At 60.6% G+C, this 13,609-nt stretch carries 17 protein-coding genes and 1 tRNA gene; 6 read left to right on the forward strand and 12 right to left on the reverse strand.

Going from position 1 to position 13,609, the window contains the following annotated elements; all coding sequences use genetic code 11:
• Positions 1–75 precede the first annotated feature (75 nt).
• A tRNA-Pro gene (locus KBY67_RS13770) sits at positions 76–149 on the forward strand.
• On the opposite strand, the gene KBY67_RS13775 is transcribed toward KBY67_RS13770, so the two are convergent.
• The 11 genes from KBY67_RS13775 to mobF all read right to left on the reverse strand — a co-directional run bounded on the left by KBY67_RS13775 (position 131) and on the right by mobF (position 10,903).
• Positions 131–1,621, reverse strand: coding sequence for a recombinase family protein (locus KBY67_RS13775; protein WP_255111649.1), 1,491 nt, complete (start codon positions 1,619–1,621; stop codon positions 131–133). The genes KBY67_RS13770 and KBY67_RS13775 overlap by 19 nt on opposite strands.
• Before the next feature lie 5 nt (positions 1,622–1,626).
• Complete coding sequence (locus tag KBY67_RS13780) at positions 1,627–1,839, reverse strand: hypothetical protein (protein WP_255111650.1); 213 nt, start codon at positions 1,837–1,839, stop codon at positions 1,627–1,629.
• A gap of 277 nt (positions 1,840–2,116) precedes the next feature.
• The gene (locus KBY67_RS13785; RefSeq protein ID WP_255111651.1) at positions 2,117–2,422 is read right to left on the reverse strand and encodes a hypothetical protein; all 306 of its coding nucleotides are present in this window, start codon (positions 2,420–2,422) and stop codon (positions 2,117–2,119) included.
• Between the two features lie 17 nt (positions 2,423–2,439).
• Positions 2,440–3,036 (reverse strand): hypothetical protein, encoded by a 597-nt coding sequence (locus KBY67_RS13790; protein WP_255111652.1) that lies wholly within the window; start codon positions 3,034–3,036, stop codon positions 2,440–2,442.
• 78 nt (positions 3,037–3,114) lie between these two features.
• The gene (locus tag KBY67_RS13795) at positions 3,115–4,545 is read right to left on the reverse strand and encodes a type IV secretory system conjugative DNA transfer family protein (RefSeq protein WP_255111653.1); all 1,431 of its coding nucleotides are present in this window, start codon (positions 4,543–4,545) and stop codon (positions 3,115–3,117) included.
• 38 nt (positions 4,546–4,583) lie between these two features.
• Positions 4,584–5,402, reverse strand: coding sequence for a ParB/RepB/Spo0J family partition protein (locus tag KBY67_RS13800; RefSeq protein WP_255111654.1), 819 nt, complete (start codon positions 5,400–5,402; stop codon positions 4,584–4,586).
• Complete coding sequence (locus tag KBY67_RS13805; protein WP_255111655.1) at positions 5,399–5,701, reverse strand: DUF1232 domain-containing protein; 303 nt, start codon at positions 5,699–5,701, stop codon at positions 5,399–5,401. The genes KBY67_RS13800 and KBY67_RS13805 overlap by 4 nt, the downstream gene beginning before the upstream one ends.
• A 243-nt stretch (positions 5,702–5,944) precedes the next feature.
• On the reverse strand, positions 5,945–6,394 hold the full coding sequence (locus KBY67_RS13810) for a hypothetical protein (RefSeq protein ID WP_255111656.1): 450 nt from the start codon (positions 6,392–6,394) through the stop codon (positions 5,945–5,947).
• Positions 6,391–7,830: a HEAT repeat domain-containing protein gene (locus KBY67_RS13815; RefSeq protein ID WP_255111657.1), complete on the reverse strand. Its 1,440-nt coding sequence runs from the start codon at positions 7,828–7,830 to the stop codon at positions 6,391–6,393. The genes KBY67_RS13810 and KBY67_RS13815 overlap by 4 nt, the downstream gene beginning before the upstream one ends.
• 24 nt (positions 7,831–7,854) lie before the next feature.
• The gene (locus KBY67_RS13820; RefSeq protein ID WP_255111658.1) at positions 7,855–8,229 is read right to left on the reverse strand and encodes a hypothetical protein; all 375 of its coding nucleotides are present in this window, start codon (positions 8,227–8,229) and stop codon (positions 7,855–7,857) included.
• A gap of 28 nt (positions 8,230–8,257) precedes the next feature.
• Positions 8,258–10,903: a MobF family relaxase gene (gene mobF, locus KBY67_RS13825; protein WP_255111659.1), complete on the reverse strand. Its 2,646-nt coding sequence runs from the start codon at positions 10,901–10,903 to the stop codon at positions 8,258–8,260.
• A gap of 361 nt (positions 10,904–11,264) precedes the next feature.
• Here mobF and KBY67_RS13830 point away from each other — a divergent pair, with 361 nt between their 5' ends.
• From KBY67_RS13830 to KBY67_RS13840, 3 genes are all read left to right on the forward strand, one after another.
• Positions 11,265–11,480: a hypothetical protein gene (locus tag KBY67_RS13830; RefSeq protein ID WP_255111660.1), complete on the forward strand. Its 216-nt coding sequence runs from the start codon at positions 11,265–11,267 to the stop codon at positions 11,478–11,480.
• 140 nt (positions 11,481–11,620) lie between these two features.
• Positions 11,621–12,292, forward strand: coding sequence for a hypothetical protein (locus KBY67_RS13835; protein ID WP_255111661.1), 672 nt, complete (start codon positions 11,621–11,623; stop codon positions 12,290–12,292).
• On the forward strand, positions 12,289–12,519 hold the full coding sequence (locus KBY67_RS13840; RefSeq protein ID WP_255111663.1) for a hypothetical protein: 231 nt from the start codon (positions 12,289–12,291) through the stop codon (positions 12,517–12,519). The genes KBY67_RS13835 and KBY67_RS13840 overlap by 4 nt, the downstream gene beginning before the upstream one ends.
• 293 nt (positions 12,520–12,812) lie before the next feature.
• Here KBY67_RS13840 and KBY67_RS13845 read toward each other — a convergent pair whose 3' ends face one another.
• Positions 12,813–12,962, reverse strand: coding sequence for a hypothetical protein (locus KBY67_RS13845; RefSeq protein WP_255111664.1), 150 nt, complete (start codon positions 12,960–12,962; stop codon positions 12,813–12,815).
• Positions 12,963–13,054: 92 nt separating this feature from the next.
• On the opposite strand from KBY67_RS13845, the gene KBY67_RS13850 reads away from it, so the two are divergent.
• Together KBY67_RS13850 and KBY67_RS13855 are read left to right on the forward strand one after the other, a co-directional pair.
• Positions 13,055–13,357, forward strand: a complete 303-nt coding sequence (locus KBY67_RS13850) for a hypothetical protein (RefSeq protein WP_255111665.1) — start codon at positions 13,055–13,057, stop codon at positions 13,355–13,357.
• A partial coding sequence (locus KBY67_RS13855; RefSeq protein WP_255111667.1) for a ParA family protein occupies positions 13,354–13,609 on the forward strand: 256 nt, incomplete at its 3' end. The genes KBY67_RS13850 and KBY67_RS13855, both read left to right, overlap by 4 nt.

A 13,609-nucleotide genomic window follows, 5' to 3' on the forward strand; every position in this document is an offset into this window, starting at 1 on the left:
CCTTTCCAAAGCCCGCGGCCCGGCCTATCCTTTCAACCTTGCCAGGCGGCGGCCCGGCGGGGAACAAATCGGGAACGGGGTGTAGCGCAGCTTGGTAGCGCGCTTGACTGGGGGTCAAGAGGTCAGGGGTTCAAATCCCCTCACCCCGACTTGTTTGAGAGTAAAGCCCTTCGATGAGCACATCGAAGGGCTTTCTCGTTGTAAACACGGCACTTGCGCCATCCAGCCGGCAGTTCAAACAGACGATTTCGAGGATTCGCCGCTTCGTGGCGTAATCGGCAGAAACCCACGTGTTTTGCAGTGTTTGCGAGAGTTCAAACACCTTCGCCGCCAACTCGGCCGTTTCGTCGTGAGAACGGTCCAGAACGTCCAGTTGCAGCTTGATGGACGACAGCCGGTCCCGAAGCTCTGTGTGCTTCCGGGCGAAAGTCTCCTGATCCACGTCATCCCCGAGCCGCAGGTTCAAGAGCCGGTCCTGCTGGGCTACCAGGAGGGAGGACTGCCGCAGGAGTTCCTCCCGCTGGGCACGGGCATCGGACTGGGCATCCCGTGTCTGTGACGCGAGGACTGCCCGGAACCAGTCCTGAATCTCCGGGTCCTCAATCCGCATCCGGCCGAATAGTGCCAGTACCTGCCGGTCTAACTCGGCCTCCGTGACCCGGACGCGAGGGTGACCGGGAGCGGTGTATCCGCTGCATCGGTAGTAGACGTAGTGCTGCTCGCCAGACTTGGTCCGCTTTGTCTTTCGTTCCCCAGTGATCGCCCGGCCGCAGTGGGCGCAGGCGATCACGTCGCCGGCGTAGGTCATTTGGTGGGCGTGGTAAACCTTGTCGCCCAGCAGCGCTTGTACGCGGTCCCACGTTGCACGATCGACCAGAGGCTTCTGCTTGCCGGGGTACCACTGCCCCTTGAACGGAATCTCGCCGATGTACGACCGATCCGTCAGCATCGAGTGCAGCTTGCTTCGGGTGAAGCGGAGCGAGTCGGAGCGGTAGGTGCTTCCGTCCGCATGTAGCCGGTCCCGAAGAGCATCGAGAGTCAGCGGTTCATAGGCGTAGAGGTGGAAGACATGACGAACCGTGTCGGCAGCCGCGATATCGACTTCGGTGACGCAACGGCCGTCCTTGCGGACGTTCCGGTATCCGTAGGGAGCCTTCCCGACGAACCAGCCTTCCTGGACACGACGGGCTAGACCTTCACGGACATCGACGGATTGCTGCTCGGTGTAGAAACTCGCCATGTTGGCGAGAGTTCTCCGCATCATGCGGCCGGCAGGATTGTTCTCTGTCGGCTGAGACACGGACACGAACGCGAGCCCGTGCTCGCTTTCCAGCCGTTCGAGTTCGACGTAATCGAAGAGATTGCGGGCCGCACGATCGACCTTGTAGAACAGCAGGGCATCGAGTTCTTCCGCGTTTTGTTTCGCATAGTTGATCAGTTCGCGGTACGTCTTCCGCTCATCGCTCTTGCTCGCGGTTTCCGCGATACGAAAAAAGCGGACGATCTCGCCGCCGGCAGAGACAGCGTACCGCTTGAGAGCATCCTCTTGGACTGCGAGCGAGAAGCCCTCTCGCTCCTGCTCCCGACTGCTTACACGTGCAAGACCAACGAAGCGTTTCATGGTGCTCACTCCCGAGCCAAGACGCCGAACAACTGTCCCGCGTTCAGGAGAATTGTAACGGCGTCCTGGGTCGAGAGCGGCTCTTTATAGTGCTTCTGCCACACCTTCAGTGTCAATCGGACCAGTTCGACGGTGATCCACTCCGGTGTTCCCGGAGGGAGCGCCGGTTGCCCCGGCGGAGCAAGCGGACCATCGAGATTGGTCTGTTTCTGTGGCATGGCTTTTCGGTGCTTCACACTCGTCGCGCAAGGTTTCGAGTGGACGGCGGCAGCGCTTCCACCGTCGAGATCACCTCTAGATACTCCGGTTCGGGTGACGGCTCGGGCTCTCGCTCAATGACGCGGACCCGGACGCGAGGCATCGGGGCATGAGTGTCCTGCTGCCGACTACCGAGAGCCTTGAGGTGACGAAGGCAGAATCGGACACAGACGACGACGCCAACCACCATCGCTACTAGTAATGGGAATCGAATGATGTCGAGAATTGAAAACATGGCTACTCCCTTTCCATTTCTGGAGTTTCGCGCTCTGGTTCACGGGTTTGCGCACCGCGTTCCTTGGCTTCCCGCAGGTACGAATCCAGAGTCGATGGTGCCGGCTCGTCCCTGCCGCTGCCTCGGTCTGGCGTGCCACGGAGTCCATCCGCGACCTGTCCCGGCGTTTTCGTGCCGATCATGCCATACTCGGGCGGCTGTGCTGCCGTTCCGGGGCCGTAGAAGACGGCTCCGAGTTCATGGAGCCCCTGCCGGAAGTAGCCCGCGAGCACTTCCTTGCTCCGACTGAGATTTTCGCGCAAGTTCATGGGTTGTCCTTTCCTGGTTAGCGATCGCGCTGCATCTGGCGGAAACGCTCCGCCATGGCCTGCTGCTCGATCAAGGCGTCGTTCATTTCGAGGGCCTGAGCCCGCTCGACAGCTTCGATCACGCTGTGGTTGAATCCCAAGGAGAATGCCGCGACCATCAGGTAGCTGCCGAGTGGCTGACTTACCTGCATGAGCAGTGCGCCGGCGACAAACACGACGACTGGCTCCAGCCCTGCCTTGATCTTCTGCTCGGGCATTCGCTTGAAGATCGATGCCAGCCGAGGCCAGCCGTTGTACCGCGTGTGAATGACCTCGCCCTTGGCGACCATCCGCACACTTTCAAGCCGCGCACGGAGTTGCATGAGGACGAACAAGATCCAGAGAGCCCAGATGCCCACCGGGCTTTCGTCGGGCCAGAAGAGCGTCCCCGCCGGCACCGCGAATAGCGCGACGGCGGACGGAATGCCAAAATACTTCGAGCCGAAGTTCCTTCGAAGAATCACCTCCAGCGGGCTTGCCACCACACGAGCGGCCAGGACGAACCAGCTTGCTGCCTTCTGCGCGTCCTGAATCGGAGTCCATCCGCCGGGTTGTTGTTGCTCTTGTTGCTGCATTTCGATGCTCCTTGCTGAGTGCGAGGGACAGCGAGGCGCGGAACACCCGTGCCTTCACCGACCTCTCTTTGGATCTGCCTAACGCTTCTGCATGAATGTCACGGGCAGCCACGTCCGGCCGTTCGGGAACGTGCGCCCGCCCTGATACACGATTGCCTCCGTCGTAAAGTGTGGCGGTCCGCCCTTGGCGAGCCCGTTAAGGTCACGCGCTTGGAGTTCATACTCGTACGTCTCTGAGAATCCTGCCGAGCCGCCGCTGCTGTTGCCGAAGAGCGGCGCCAGCCAGTCGCCCCCGCGGGCGCTATTGCCGTTCATCATGAACTGCCGCGATCGCCCGATGAGTTCCTGGATGTAGCGGATCGTCTCCGTGTCGGTCTGCTGGTGGAATATCTGAGTCTGGAGATTGCCTAGAAGCGAATGCACCTTCGCTTCAGACTGTGGCCCGAATGCGGCCAGATATGTTGAGAGCGACTGGGTCGCGTTGACTACTGCTAAGTGGGAACTTCGAGCCGTAGTCTGCGCCACCTGGTCAGCGTCCACCGCGAGATACTGGTGCTCATCGGCTCCGATGAAGACCCCTCGCGGATTGCGCGACACATCGCGCCGTGCGGCCGCCCGCTGGACGCAGTATTTGAGGATGACTTGGATCTGCTGGCCCACATCGCGATACTGGAGCACCGGAAAGTCAGCTATGACAATCGCGCCATCAAACAGCATGGACGGCGAGAAGTTCGATCGCGGTGCCGACACCATGTCCCGCACGAGCCCCCGGCCGAGAGAACCAGTGGCCGTGGTGAGCGTGCTTTCTACCGTGGTGCGGGTACGCGAGTTCATGGAAGGCCACTCTTCCATGAGAAAGCCGGTCGCCATCTTGAAGTCTTCCAGGTGTGACGGACTCTTGGGTGCCTTGTCCGCGGCTTTGAGGCACTGAAAGCAGAAAGAGTTCTGTTGCCAACCATCACTGAGACTCTCCTCGCGGCTCCGTGCTATCGACAGCAAAAAGCGATGGAGATTTGGAACGCTCACTTCGAGGCCCGAGAGCACCAGTATGAGGAGCACGTAGTAGCACAACTGTTCCGCGGCTAGGCGAAAGTACTCGGCGTTGTCCGAGCCGCCGCGTGACCCGTTGTTGCGGGCACCGAGTTCCGCCACGGTCATGATCAACTTCATGATGTTCTCAGCAAGCCCTACCGGTTCAGCGCTCTGCTCCATCTCCGAGGCGATGAAGTTGAAGCGGAGGTCAGCACGCGGCGAGAAGAGCCGCAAGTCATCGAACCGGCCGGCGTTGCGGACGTAGCGCTCGTAGATGGATCGGTCCTCCGGCTTCACGGTGAGGAACAGGCCTCCATAGCCGGATCGGAGGTAGCTCTCGAAGATGCGCGGCAACGATCCGCTCGACTTACCCGACCCGGTTGCGCCCAGCACTTGCACTCCGGAGAACGAATCCCGGATTGTCCAACGCGCTCCCGCCGCCCATTCCAGAAGCACGGCGTTTGGGTCGAAATCCAACCGAGCGCGTTGACTGAGGGGTTTGCGTCGCCACCAGTTCATGTGGATGCTCCTGCCTTGGTCGCTTGATCCCGCATGGCGCGGGCGAACGTTTCAAGCGAGAGGGATTGCGATTTGGCCCGCTTGGCACGAGTGAGCAATTGCTCCAAGAGTTCGATGACGGCATCGAGAGACAGCCCCTTGCCGGCAAGCGTGACGGAGCGGCCATTGCCGAGTATGGCAGTTACTCGTGACGGACCGTTCTTGCGTTCCGCTTCGCTTCCAATGATCCGCTTGAGCTTTCTGGCCAGCCCGTCACGAGGCAACGTCTTGCCGAGGACCTCAGCGGCGAGGACAGCTTGACGTTTGTGATCTTCCACGCGCGACAGCAGGTAGGCAGAGTCTGCGGACAATCGGCCCGCAGCGATTTCCGTCTGAAGTTGCGGCGGCAACTTGAGTACTGCGAGCGACTTGGTGATCTGGCTGGGAGTGCACCCAAGCTTCCGCCCCACGTCCTGAGGGCTTAGGCCATGATCGAGGAGCGCCTGAATTGCGTGGGCACGCTCGACAGGGTTGAGATCGACTCGCTGGGAGTTACTGACAAGTTGGCGCACAATGAGTTCCGCACCCGAGGTAGGAGCGTCAACTACGCGGGCTTCAATGTTCAGCTCACCACGACACTCGAAAGCCAGAACGCGGCGTTCTCCACCGATGATTCTAAACTTGTGCCCTTCCCTGTAAACCGTTGGTGGCTCTTGAAGCCCGGTCTCGGCGATACTCTCGGCAAGGCTCTGAATCGCCTCTTCGTCGAAGCGTTGCCGAACTTGAGGTGTGTGCTCGATGTCCGCGAGCGCGATGACTTGGAGTTGACCGCTCATCGGGCACCTCCTGCATGCTCACGGCGAACCATAGATCGAGGTCCACATGACGTGCCCGAGACAGCCGGCCGAATGACCGCAGTGGCGTGCCCGTTGGGACGGGGCAGCAGAGGCGCCATCCACACGCGGCGGAGCAGGTCTAGCACCATCACGTCGTCAATCCAACCGATGAGCGGCAGGAAGTCGAGGTCGAGCGGACTGATCACCCAGAGCAGCCCGAGCGCGGTAACGCCGAGTTTCTGAGGCATGGTGAAGCCGCGTGAGCAGCGGTCGAGCAGTGGTTGCAGGGGGTTCAGCATCAGACAGTCTCCTTTGAAAGACAGGGCTAAGAACGCCGACGAAGGTCGCTCAGTGGCATAGCGTCTATGCGGGAGCCCAAGTGCATACGCATGCGAACTGCTCGCAGCGATCACACAAACACTTTAACGGCGACCGCTCGTTTGTCAGCGCGCTCAAAGGAAGATGAACACGTGCCGCGTCCTCGGGTTGAGCCGGCGTCGTCAGAAGTATGGCATCGATGGAACGGCCGACTGGGGGAGCGTTCAATCGCGGCTGCGATCGGACTTGCCCGGTACGTTTGCGCGGGCCGCGGCGATCAAGTCGTCAACCAATTGCTTCGCATGGTGCTTGCCGCGCGCGATTCCCAGTTCAACATACTGCGCCGCGAGTGTCTTCGTTTCCACGTCCAGCAGCACGTCGCCTACTCGTCGTCTGTCAGCATTATCGCTGAGCTCGTGAATCATCGCGTGCGCTGCGACAGTGCGCTCATTGCTCACGAGAGTATGGATCAGATTCGTGAGCCCTTCCACATCTCCGTCAGAGCGCTTCCGTGCTTCGCCTAACGACCATCGGTCGCTGGGAAATGGAATCGTCGTCCAGTCGATTGGGGGTAGCGGATCGGAGGGCGTTGACATAAGCACTGCGTGTGTTGCGACATTGACCGTCATACACCAAAGCACAGCGCTGCCGCGGATGTCAAGTTCTTCGATCAAGGGACGAACTCTGCGCCGCCGACTTCGCGCGCCTCTCCTGCCTTAACGAACGGAACCAACTGAATCGAGATGGTGTGGAGTTTCTCCACCACGCCATCGCGAAGCCAAGACTTCTGGCGTTTCCCGTCAGTCTCTAGAATGCTTGGGACGCCGCACATGCGGGCAAGTAGTGTGAGGTAGTTCTGAATAGAGCCGGCACTCACGTCAGGCTCCAACCCGAGCTTTCGTCTTTCAGTCTTCAGCGCTTCCGAGCGTCGCAAGCTTCGCTGCGATACGGGAGCGGGCCCCCATCCCAAAAGCGTGTTCAATACCGCCAGTACTCCGTTTCCGGGAGCAATAAGCCCAGTAGTTTTGCGAGGCGATTTGGCGCGGCGCGTCGGTGACGTGACCCGGAGAGACGTACGAGGTACGCTCACAACACGCGCGAGAGTATCTCGGATTCTCTCCTGTACCAGCAGGCTGCGGGTGCGCACGTCCGAGTGTTTGTGGCTCCGTACAGCCTGTTCTAGCGCGGCCAACACTTTTGACAAGCCCTCTCCCGCACTCAGACCAATCTGCTCCAGCGCGAGAAGAGCGGCCAACCGGACCTCTTCTGACGGGTCATTTATTGCGACTTGGTTGAGCGGCGCAATCGAGCGTTCATCAAAGGCGACCGAATCCGGGAAGTGCTGCGCCGCGGTCTTCCGCACCCGATCCGTGTCGCTGCGAAGCGCATGTTGCAGCTCGGAACCGGGTGTCACCATGTAGTTGATCGCTTCCCGTACATCGCCGACCTTATCGCTGTCACCTTTGACATTCCTATTTCTCAATAGACGGCTAGCCGTCAAGCGATGGCTCCATGTCAGATTTCTGATTGCACACACCGCAGTGGAACGTACATCCTCATTGCCGTCAGACAGTGCATCGACGAGAACGCCAAGAACGTCGTCGTTGCGGCCAGACCAGTCTTCCAACCCCCTCACCGCAGCGAGCCGACGCAGTGGGTCGCTGCTTTGTGCCCCGCTAAGTAACGCTGGAACGCCGAGGAACCCACACTTGCCGAGCGGCAAGGCGGCCGCATCGGGGACATCGCCATTGCGCAATGCCCATTCAAGTACTGGAACTACCGTTGAAGGATCGAAGCGAAGGAAACCGATCGCCTGCGCGGCATGACGCTGCTCTTCGGGAGTTCCGTAACGCAGAAGGTCACACACCAGGTTGACGACATTTGGAAGTAGAGCCAACTCGTGAACCGCGGTTGCGAGCAGCCCTCGCAATCCGGGCTGGTTCATACGACTGACATTCGCGGTGAGCCGCTTTGCCTGCTCCAAGAGAATCGGCTTTGTTGGTTTGTGACGCGGGGTCTTGCCGTGAGGATTGCTCACCCCGGCCTGCGCTGGAGGTAACTTGACGCGTTTGCGCCGGGGACTGCCGTTCTGTTCGTTCGCATGGGCCATGGCGAGCAGTTTATCGCCGGCCGGTCATTCATCCCACTGGATGCCCTCAACCAACGCTGCTTGCTCTCCCGTCTTTAACCCCTCGCTCCGGTCCGCTTCGCGAATCCACGGAACTCGGTGGCGGATGATGCCGTCAAACAGGCGAACGGTCGGTCGAGCGTCAGAATTCAGACCCGAACCGGTGATCTTGATCTTCCGGCCGGGAAGGTGCAAAGTGATGCCCTCCGACGGGTCAAACTCCACCCGCTCCAGCCACGAGTAGCCGACAGCGAGAATGTGGCCGTCCTTTTTCCGAAGCTCCAGCATGATGGAGCGTTCGCGAACGCCGCGGAGCCATCCGAAGCAGCCACAGTCCTCTGCCTCATCGGTTTCCGGTTCGGGCTTCGGAGCGTCCGCCAAAGGTCTCTTCGTGTACTTATCGAGCAGTCTATCGGTCATAGTCAATCGCCTCCCGTTCCGGGCCGAGACGAGCGTCACCGGCCGTTTGTGCTGTCTCCTGCAGCTTTAACTGCTCACGAATTGCGTGTCGGCGAACCGGGTCAACGCCTTCCACGAGTTCGGTGCCGCTCAGACGCTCATCGGTCCGGCCTATCGCGTGCAGCAGTTCGGCCTTGTCATCGGTGAAGATCACCACCTGCTCTCTTCCGCGCGAAGCGCTCACATAAAACTGTTCGCGTGACGACGCCGGAAACGATTGTGCAGACTGTCCGATGAAGACTCTGTCCACTGTCTTTCCTTGACTCGCATGGCTCGTCAGCACAACGCCGTGGGCAAGATGGCCGTAGTCCTTCGAGAGTTTCCAGCCGTTCTCCAGGACGAGATCGCCGTCGGCGGCAAAGCTCTGCACCGCATATACGTCGCCGTTGTCGAGGCGCTGCCCACCGGCACTCTTGCCGTTGCGAGTGATCCGAACTCGGTCACCGACGGAGACTCCGAGTGTTCGCTGGTGAAACACCGTGAAGCGAGCGGCCTGATCGAACGGAACCCCATCCCGTCCCGCGATAAGCCGCTGCCCCCGCTTGTACCCGTTCGCGTTCTGGTGAAAGACCAAGACATCCCCAGGCTGATAGCTGGTGGGGTCAAGCCGCTGGCCGAGCGTCAGGTTCGCCGGAACGAGTTGCGCGATCTCGCGCTCTTCTTTGCTCAGGAGGTTCTGTTCTCGAAGCTGGCCTCGAATCGCCGACGTGATTGCATCGGCTTCGGCATGGGTCGGTGAGATCACGAGCGCAGTCTTGCCTGACTTGAGTGAGCCGACGTACGCCTTTGCGAGTTCCCGGTTTCGCTCTTCCTCCGGAAGCTCCCGGACCCAGCCGAGTGTGTCGAGTCTGTGGAGCCCCTCCGAGACATCGCCATCGCTCAGGGCTTTGACGGCCTGCTTGTACTGATCTCTCTGCCGCTGAATCTCTTTGATCTCGGCTGGCTTCAAGCCGGCTTCATCCTCCAGAAGCCGGAGGGCAGCACCCCTTTCGACCGACCCGTGCTGCCGCCTATCGCCGGAAAGCACGATACGAGCATGGTGCCGACCGGCCACGTCGAAGACCTCACGCATCGTCTTGGTTCCCAGCAGGCCGGCCTCATCGATCCAGATGACGCCGCCTTCTACTTCAGCCTGGAGCTTCTGATCGAGAAGCAGTCGAGTCACCGTGTCAGCGGACTCGAATCCATCCGTGCGAAGCACGCCGCGGCTGGCTCCGGCTGATGGTGCGAAGGCGAAGACATGGAGCCCGGTTTCTTCAATCGCTGCGCGAGCCTCCTGCATCATCGTGGTTTTCCCAACGCCGGCTGCACCGCGGATCAACGTGACTCGGTCACGGGATTCGAGGACGTGCCGAACTGCGGCTCGTTGCTGCGCGTTGAGTCGCCCGTCGAGCACAGGCCGAGCGTTCGGATTGATTGGCCGGCACGTTCCGCGCCCGCCACGAGCGAACGCGAGCATTCGGCTTTCCTCTTGGAGCACTTCCTCAGTCGTCACCAGTCGCCGGCCCTCTCGTGTTGCCCGAATAAGCGGTTGGCTTTCAGCAAGCCGTTCGATCGTCTCTCGCGAAGCCTTCCCGACGCCCTGTCGCAGTGCTTCCGCCAGGAGTGTCCGCTCAGGGAGGACTGAAGACCGCTCGAAACTGTGGACTATCGCCCGTTCCACCGCATCAACGGCGGCGCGGTCATCCTCTCCGATGGATTCGCGGCCCATACGCCGCAGCAACCCGTCCAGCCCGGCCGCTTCCTGATCCGTCATCCGAGACCGCCAGAGGCCGTCAAGCTCCGGCATGGTCATTTCCTTGGCTTTACCCGAACGAGTCTGTGCGCCCAGTTCAGCCTTTGCGTCAGGATTCGTGATGCCGCGTTCTTTGGCGAGCTTCTCTATTCGTGCTGTTCGTCTGGAAAACTTGTCCAGCGTCTCGGTTGCGATGCCCTTCAGTTCCCAGCCCTTTGCCGTGCGCTGAGTGTCAAGACCAAGCTCTTCAAGCCGGCGGGCAAGACGCGAGTGAAAGACCGCTTCGAAGTACGGCGCGTCCCTTTTGATATCGCCCAGTTGTGCGGCCTTCCAGCGGTCCTCCGCCTGATCGAACGTCCCATTGAACACGAAGCAGTGTGCGTGCAGATGCGGATCTGGGACGCCGTCCTCAGGACGTGCCGTGAAGTGAACGAACTCACCCCAGATCAGATTTCCTGTACCGCGATCCTCGTTCTTTCCGCCGCGTCGAACCCGTGCCTTGGCCTCGTCTTCGATGTCTTCCATTGTCGCATCCACGGATTCGCGGAATGCCTGGAGAATGCGCTCATCCTGAGTGAGCCCGTACAGGAGTGACACGCTCTTCGGGCAATGGAAGTTGAAGTCATATCCGACGCGACGCTCGGTCCTTCGCCGAACTGTGAGCGGTTCTCCCGTCTCGGGCTGGAGATTGTCGCAGAGCAGGTCCCAGTCATCACGCTCGATCCTGCCGGCGAGAGTGAGACGTTCTGCCCCTCTGCCCCGCCAGAGGCCGACGAGTTCCTGTCCTTCGGTGTAGTAGTCGGCCGTGCTGTAGTAGCTCTTGGCACGGGCCGCACGGTTGCTCTGTGTCACGCGCAGCATGGTTCACCCTATCACGAAATCACTTCCAATCCGTTAACGCAGCTTCGCCCACGCATTGCGCGTGTCGATGCTCGCACTGCTACGTCCTGTTTCTCGGCGAGGTTGCAGGGTGTTTGTCAGCACATTGCAGCGCGGTGGAACGTGGCGGTGTGTCTCCCGGTGGGCTGGACACTGCCCGCGTCCTCGTCATGGCACTTTGAAGCCGCTGTCGGTCCGGTCAAGCTGCAAGGGCCGCTTTCCGCGAGCGGAAGCCTTCGGCCTTTCGCTTGACGGGTGCGCTGCGCCCCGCCAGTCGCGGCTTCTGTGAGCGTGCCATCGGGACGCGATAGGCGTGTCCTGCACACAACAAAGGAGACTTCACATGACCGACACGAACACCACCGCTAGCAACGCGAACAGCCGACTTCCCAGCCACATTGCCTACCAGGTCCGCGACCGCGAGGGCAAGAAGGCGATCTGGACCCGCATCGGGTCAGCGTGGGCACACGCGGACGGCAACGGCTTCAACATCCAGATCGAGGCCGTGCCTCTGGATGGACGCATCTCGCTTCGCGTCGCCACCGACAAGAAGGACTAATCGCTCGACAACCTGGCGGGCCAGCATGGCCCGCCTCTACCTGAAAGGACTACACCATGACCGCTTCAACACTCACCAATCCGTTCTTTTCCAAGCGTCACCGAGCCATACCTAGCGACGCTCCGCTCCCGAATGAGCCCGTGTACGCAAAGCTGCCCCAGGCACCGCGCACCGGAAGCCCAGTACCGCACCTGACCAGCCTTTATCATCACGATGACGGTGGTGATTACGGCAATCGCGGCTATCCCGGCAACTGCGGCGGCAATCTCATCAGGGATCTGTTGACGTTCTTCCGGCCGAGGATGGTGCTTGACCCGATGTCGGGGAGCGGCACATGCCAAGACGTGTGCCACGAACTGCTTATCGAGTGTCGGAGTGGCGACATCCACGCCGGGTTCGATGCCACAAGCAGCGATGCCATGCGGTCGCTGGCCGGCGACGGCGCCGACTTCGTTTGGGTTCACCCGCCATACTGGCGACAGAAGCTCTATGCGACCGATTGCCGCGACCTGTCACGGACAAGTACGCTTATCCAGTTTCTTGAGCGATACGCCGCCTTCATTCAAGCGTCGGTACAGGTGCTCCTGCCCCGTGGCCGGCTGGTCATTCTCATGGGCGACTACATCGACCGCGAGGTCGGGCTCGTGCCGCTGGTGTACCACACAAAACGGCTTGCATATGAGGCGGGGCTGCGGCAATCTTGCACCGACATTATCCGGTTCAGCCACGGAGCGAGCAGTAGCCGCAAGGTCTACGGGGGTGCCATCATCCCGATGCTCCATGACGTGTGCATGACTTTCGAGAGGGGATGACCATGATTGAGACAAGCTACGAACCTGTGTATACCGCGTCTCAGAAAGCACGCATTGACCGACTGCCTCCTACCGCCCGGCTTGCGTTTATCGACACGCTCGCATGCCTCCAGAACTTTGAGGAGATTGGTGGACCGGAGGGGAACGAGTATCTCGACCTCATGATGGCAATCATCGAAGAGGCATGGGAGCGTCATGCCTACTGCCGAAACTACACGATGGCCTGACATCGGAATTCTCGATGACCTGTTCCACGGGTGCGCCCTTGCCGCATACGTGGAGCAGGCTCGACAGGCTGAGAACTGGCCCGACCCGGAGCTCGTCCGACGCCAGGCATTCAGTCTCTACGAACGGGCACTATCCCAGCGGTCTGCGACCCGCGGCGCCGAGAGATGTCACGAAACTGTCACACTCGCAGGGACCAAGGTGAGTTAGTATGGGGCTGGAGCTCTGAGAACGTATGACGACACCAAGCCCTCTTCACATCGCTAACACCGCCCAGAGCATGGCTCGCTCCGCTTCAGGCGGGGAGGCTGCCGTGTTCAACAAGGTCGCGATAGTCTGCATGGGCATCATGGCCGCGGCCTCCGTGGTGCAGGTACTCCAACCAATCCTCCGCGACCTCAACGGCAAGCACGCCAGTCAACACGGCGACGACCGTGGTCGGCATCGCTAACGCTCTACTCGCATTTCTCAACCTGAGCACCGCTCACCGGTAGCGGCATTGCGGCCCGTAGCCCCGCTTCGGCGCGGCTCCCGGGAGTGTTCAACACACCAATCGTGGAACGACCGGACAAAGACGAAAAGTGTTCAGACGTCTCCCCTATGCAGTGCTTAGGCCGTTTTTTCACCGTGAAATCTTGCCGTCTGGATGTCCTGCCATCATGCCAGCTTGAAAGCCTGCCAGCCTGCTGTCTGGATTGCTGGCTGGCTGTCCATCGTCCCATCGTGCTGGCACGTCAGCAGGAAAGCACGCCAGCAAGCAAGGCGGACAGCGAGCTGTCCTGCCAGCGTGAAAGAGTGCTTGCCAGCAAGCCTGCAATCGTGCTATCCGTTGAAGCATGATCATCGTCGTCGCAAACTCCAAGGGCGGTGTCGGCAAGTCCACACTCGCCGTTCACCTTGCCGCGTGGCTCTCTCACCAGGGCCATCGAGTCACGCTCGCCGATTGCGATACGCAGCAGTCGTCGTCGGAGTGGATTCGAGAGGCACGACCTGAAGTGAAAGCCGTCCGCTTGGACAACCCGGACACCATCTTGAACGAGTTGCCGGTGCTCGCCCAGGACGCGGACTTCGTCATTGCCGACGGTCCAGGCA

The sequence above is a fragment of the Synechococcus sp. RedBA-s genome (assembly GCF_024345495.1).
Classification (GTDB): Bacteria; Cyanobacteriota; Cyanobacteriia; order PCC-6307; family Cyanobiaceae; genus Regnicoccus_A.

Coding starts and splice junctions, on each gene's coding strand:
- KBY67_RS13775 (WP_255111649.1), bottom strand. CDS start 1,621: ATGAAACGCTTCGTTGGTCTTGCACGTGTAAGCAGTCGGGAGCAGGAG.
- KBY67_RS13780 (WP_255111650.1), bottom strand. CDS start 1,839: ATGCCACAGAAACAGACCAATCTCGATGGTCCGCTTGCTCCGCCGGGG.
- KBY67_RS13785 (WP_255111651.1), bottom strand. CDS start 2,422: ATGAACTTGCGCGAAAATCTCAGTCGGAGCAAGGAAGTGCTCGCGGGC.
- KBY67_RS13790 (WP_255111652.1), bottom strand. CDS start 3,036: ATGCAGCAACAAGAGCAACAACAACCCGGCGGATGGACTCCGATTCAG.
- KBY67_RS13800 (WP_255111654.1), bottom strand. CDS start 5,402: ATGAGCGGTCAACTCCAAGTCATCGCGCTCGCGGACATCGAGCACACA.
- KBY67_RS13805 (WP_255111655.1), bottom strand. CDS start 5,701: ATGCTGAACCCCCTGCAACCACTGCTCGACCGCTGCTCACGCGGCTTC.
- KBY67_RS13815 (WP_255111657.1), bottom strand. CDS start 7,830: ATGGCCCATGCGAACGAACAGAACGGCAGTCCCCGGCGCAAACGCGTC.
- mobF (WP_255111659.1), bottom strand. CDS start 10,903: ATGCTGCGCGTGACACAGAGCAACCGTGCGGCCCGTGCCAAGAGCTAC.
- KBY67_RS13830 (WP_255111660.1), top strand. CDS start 11,265: ATGACCGACACGAACACCACCGCTAGCAACGCGAACAGCCGACTTCCC.
- KBY67_RS13840 (WP_255111663.1), top strand. CDS start 12,289: ATGACCATGATTGAGACAAGCTACGAACCTGTGTATACCGCGTCTCAG.
- KBY67_RS13845 (WP_255111664.1), bottom strand. CDS start 12,962: ATGCCGACCACGGTCGTCGCCGTGTTGACTGGCGTGCTTGCCGTTGAG.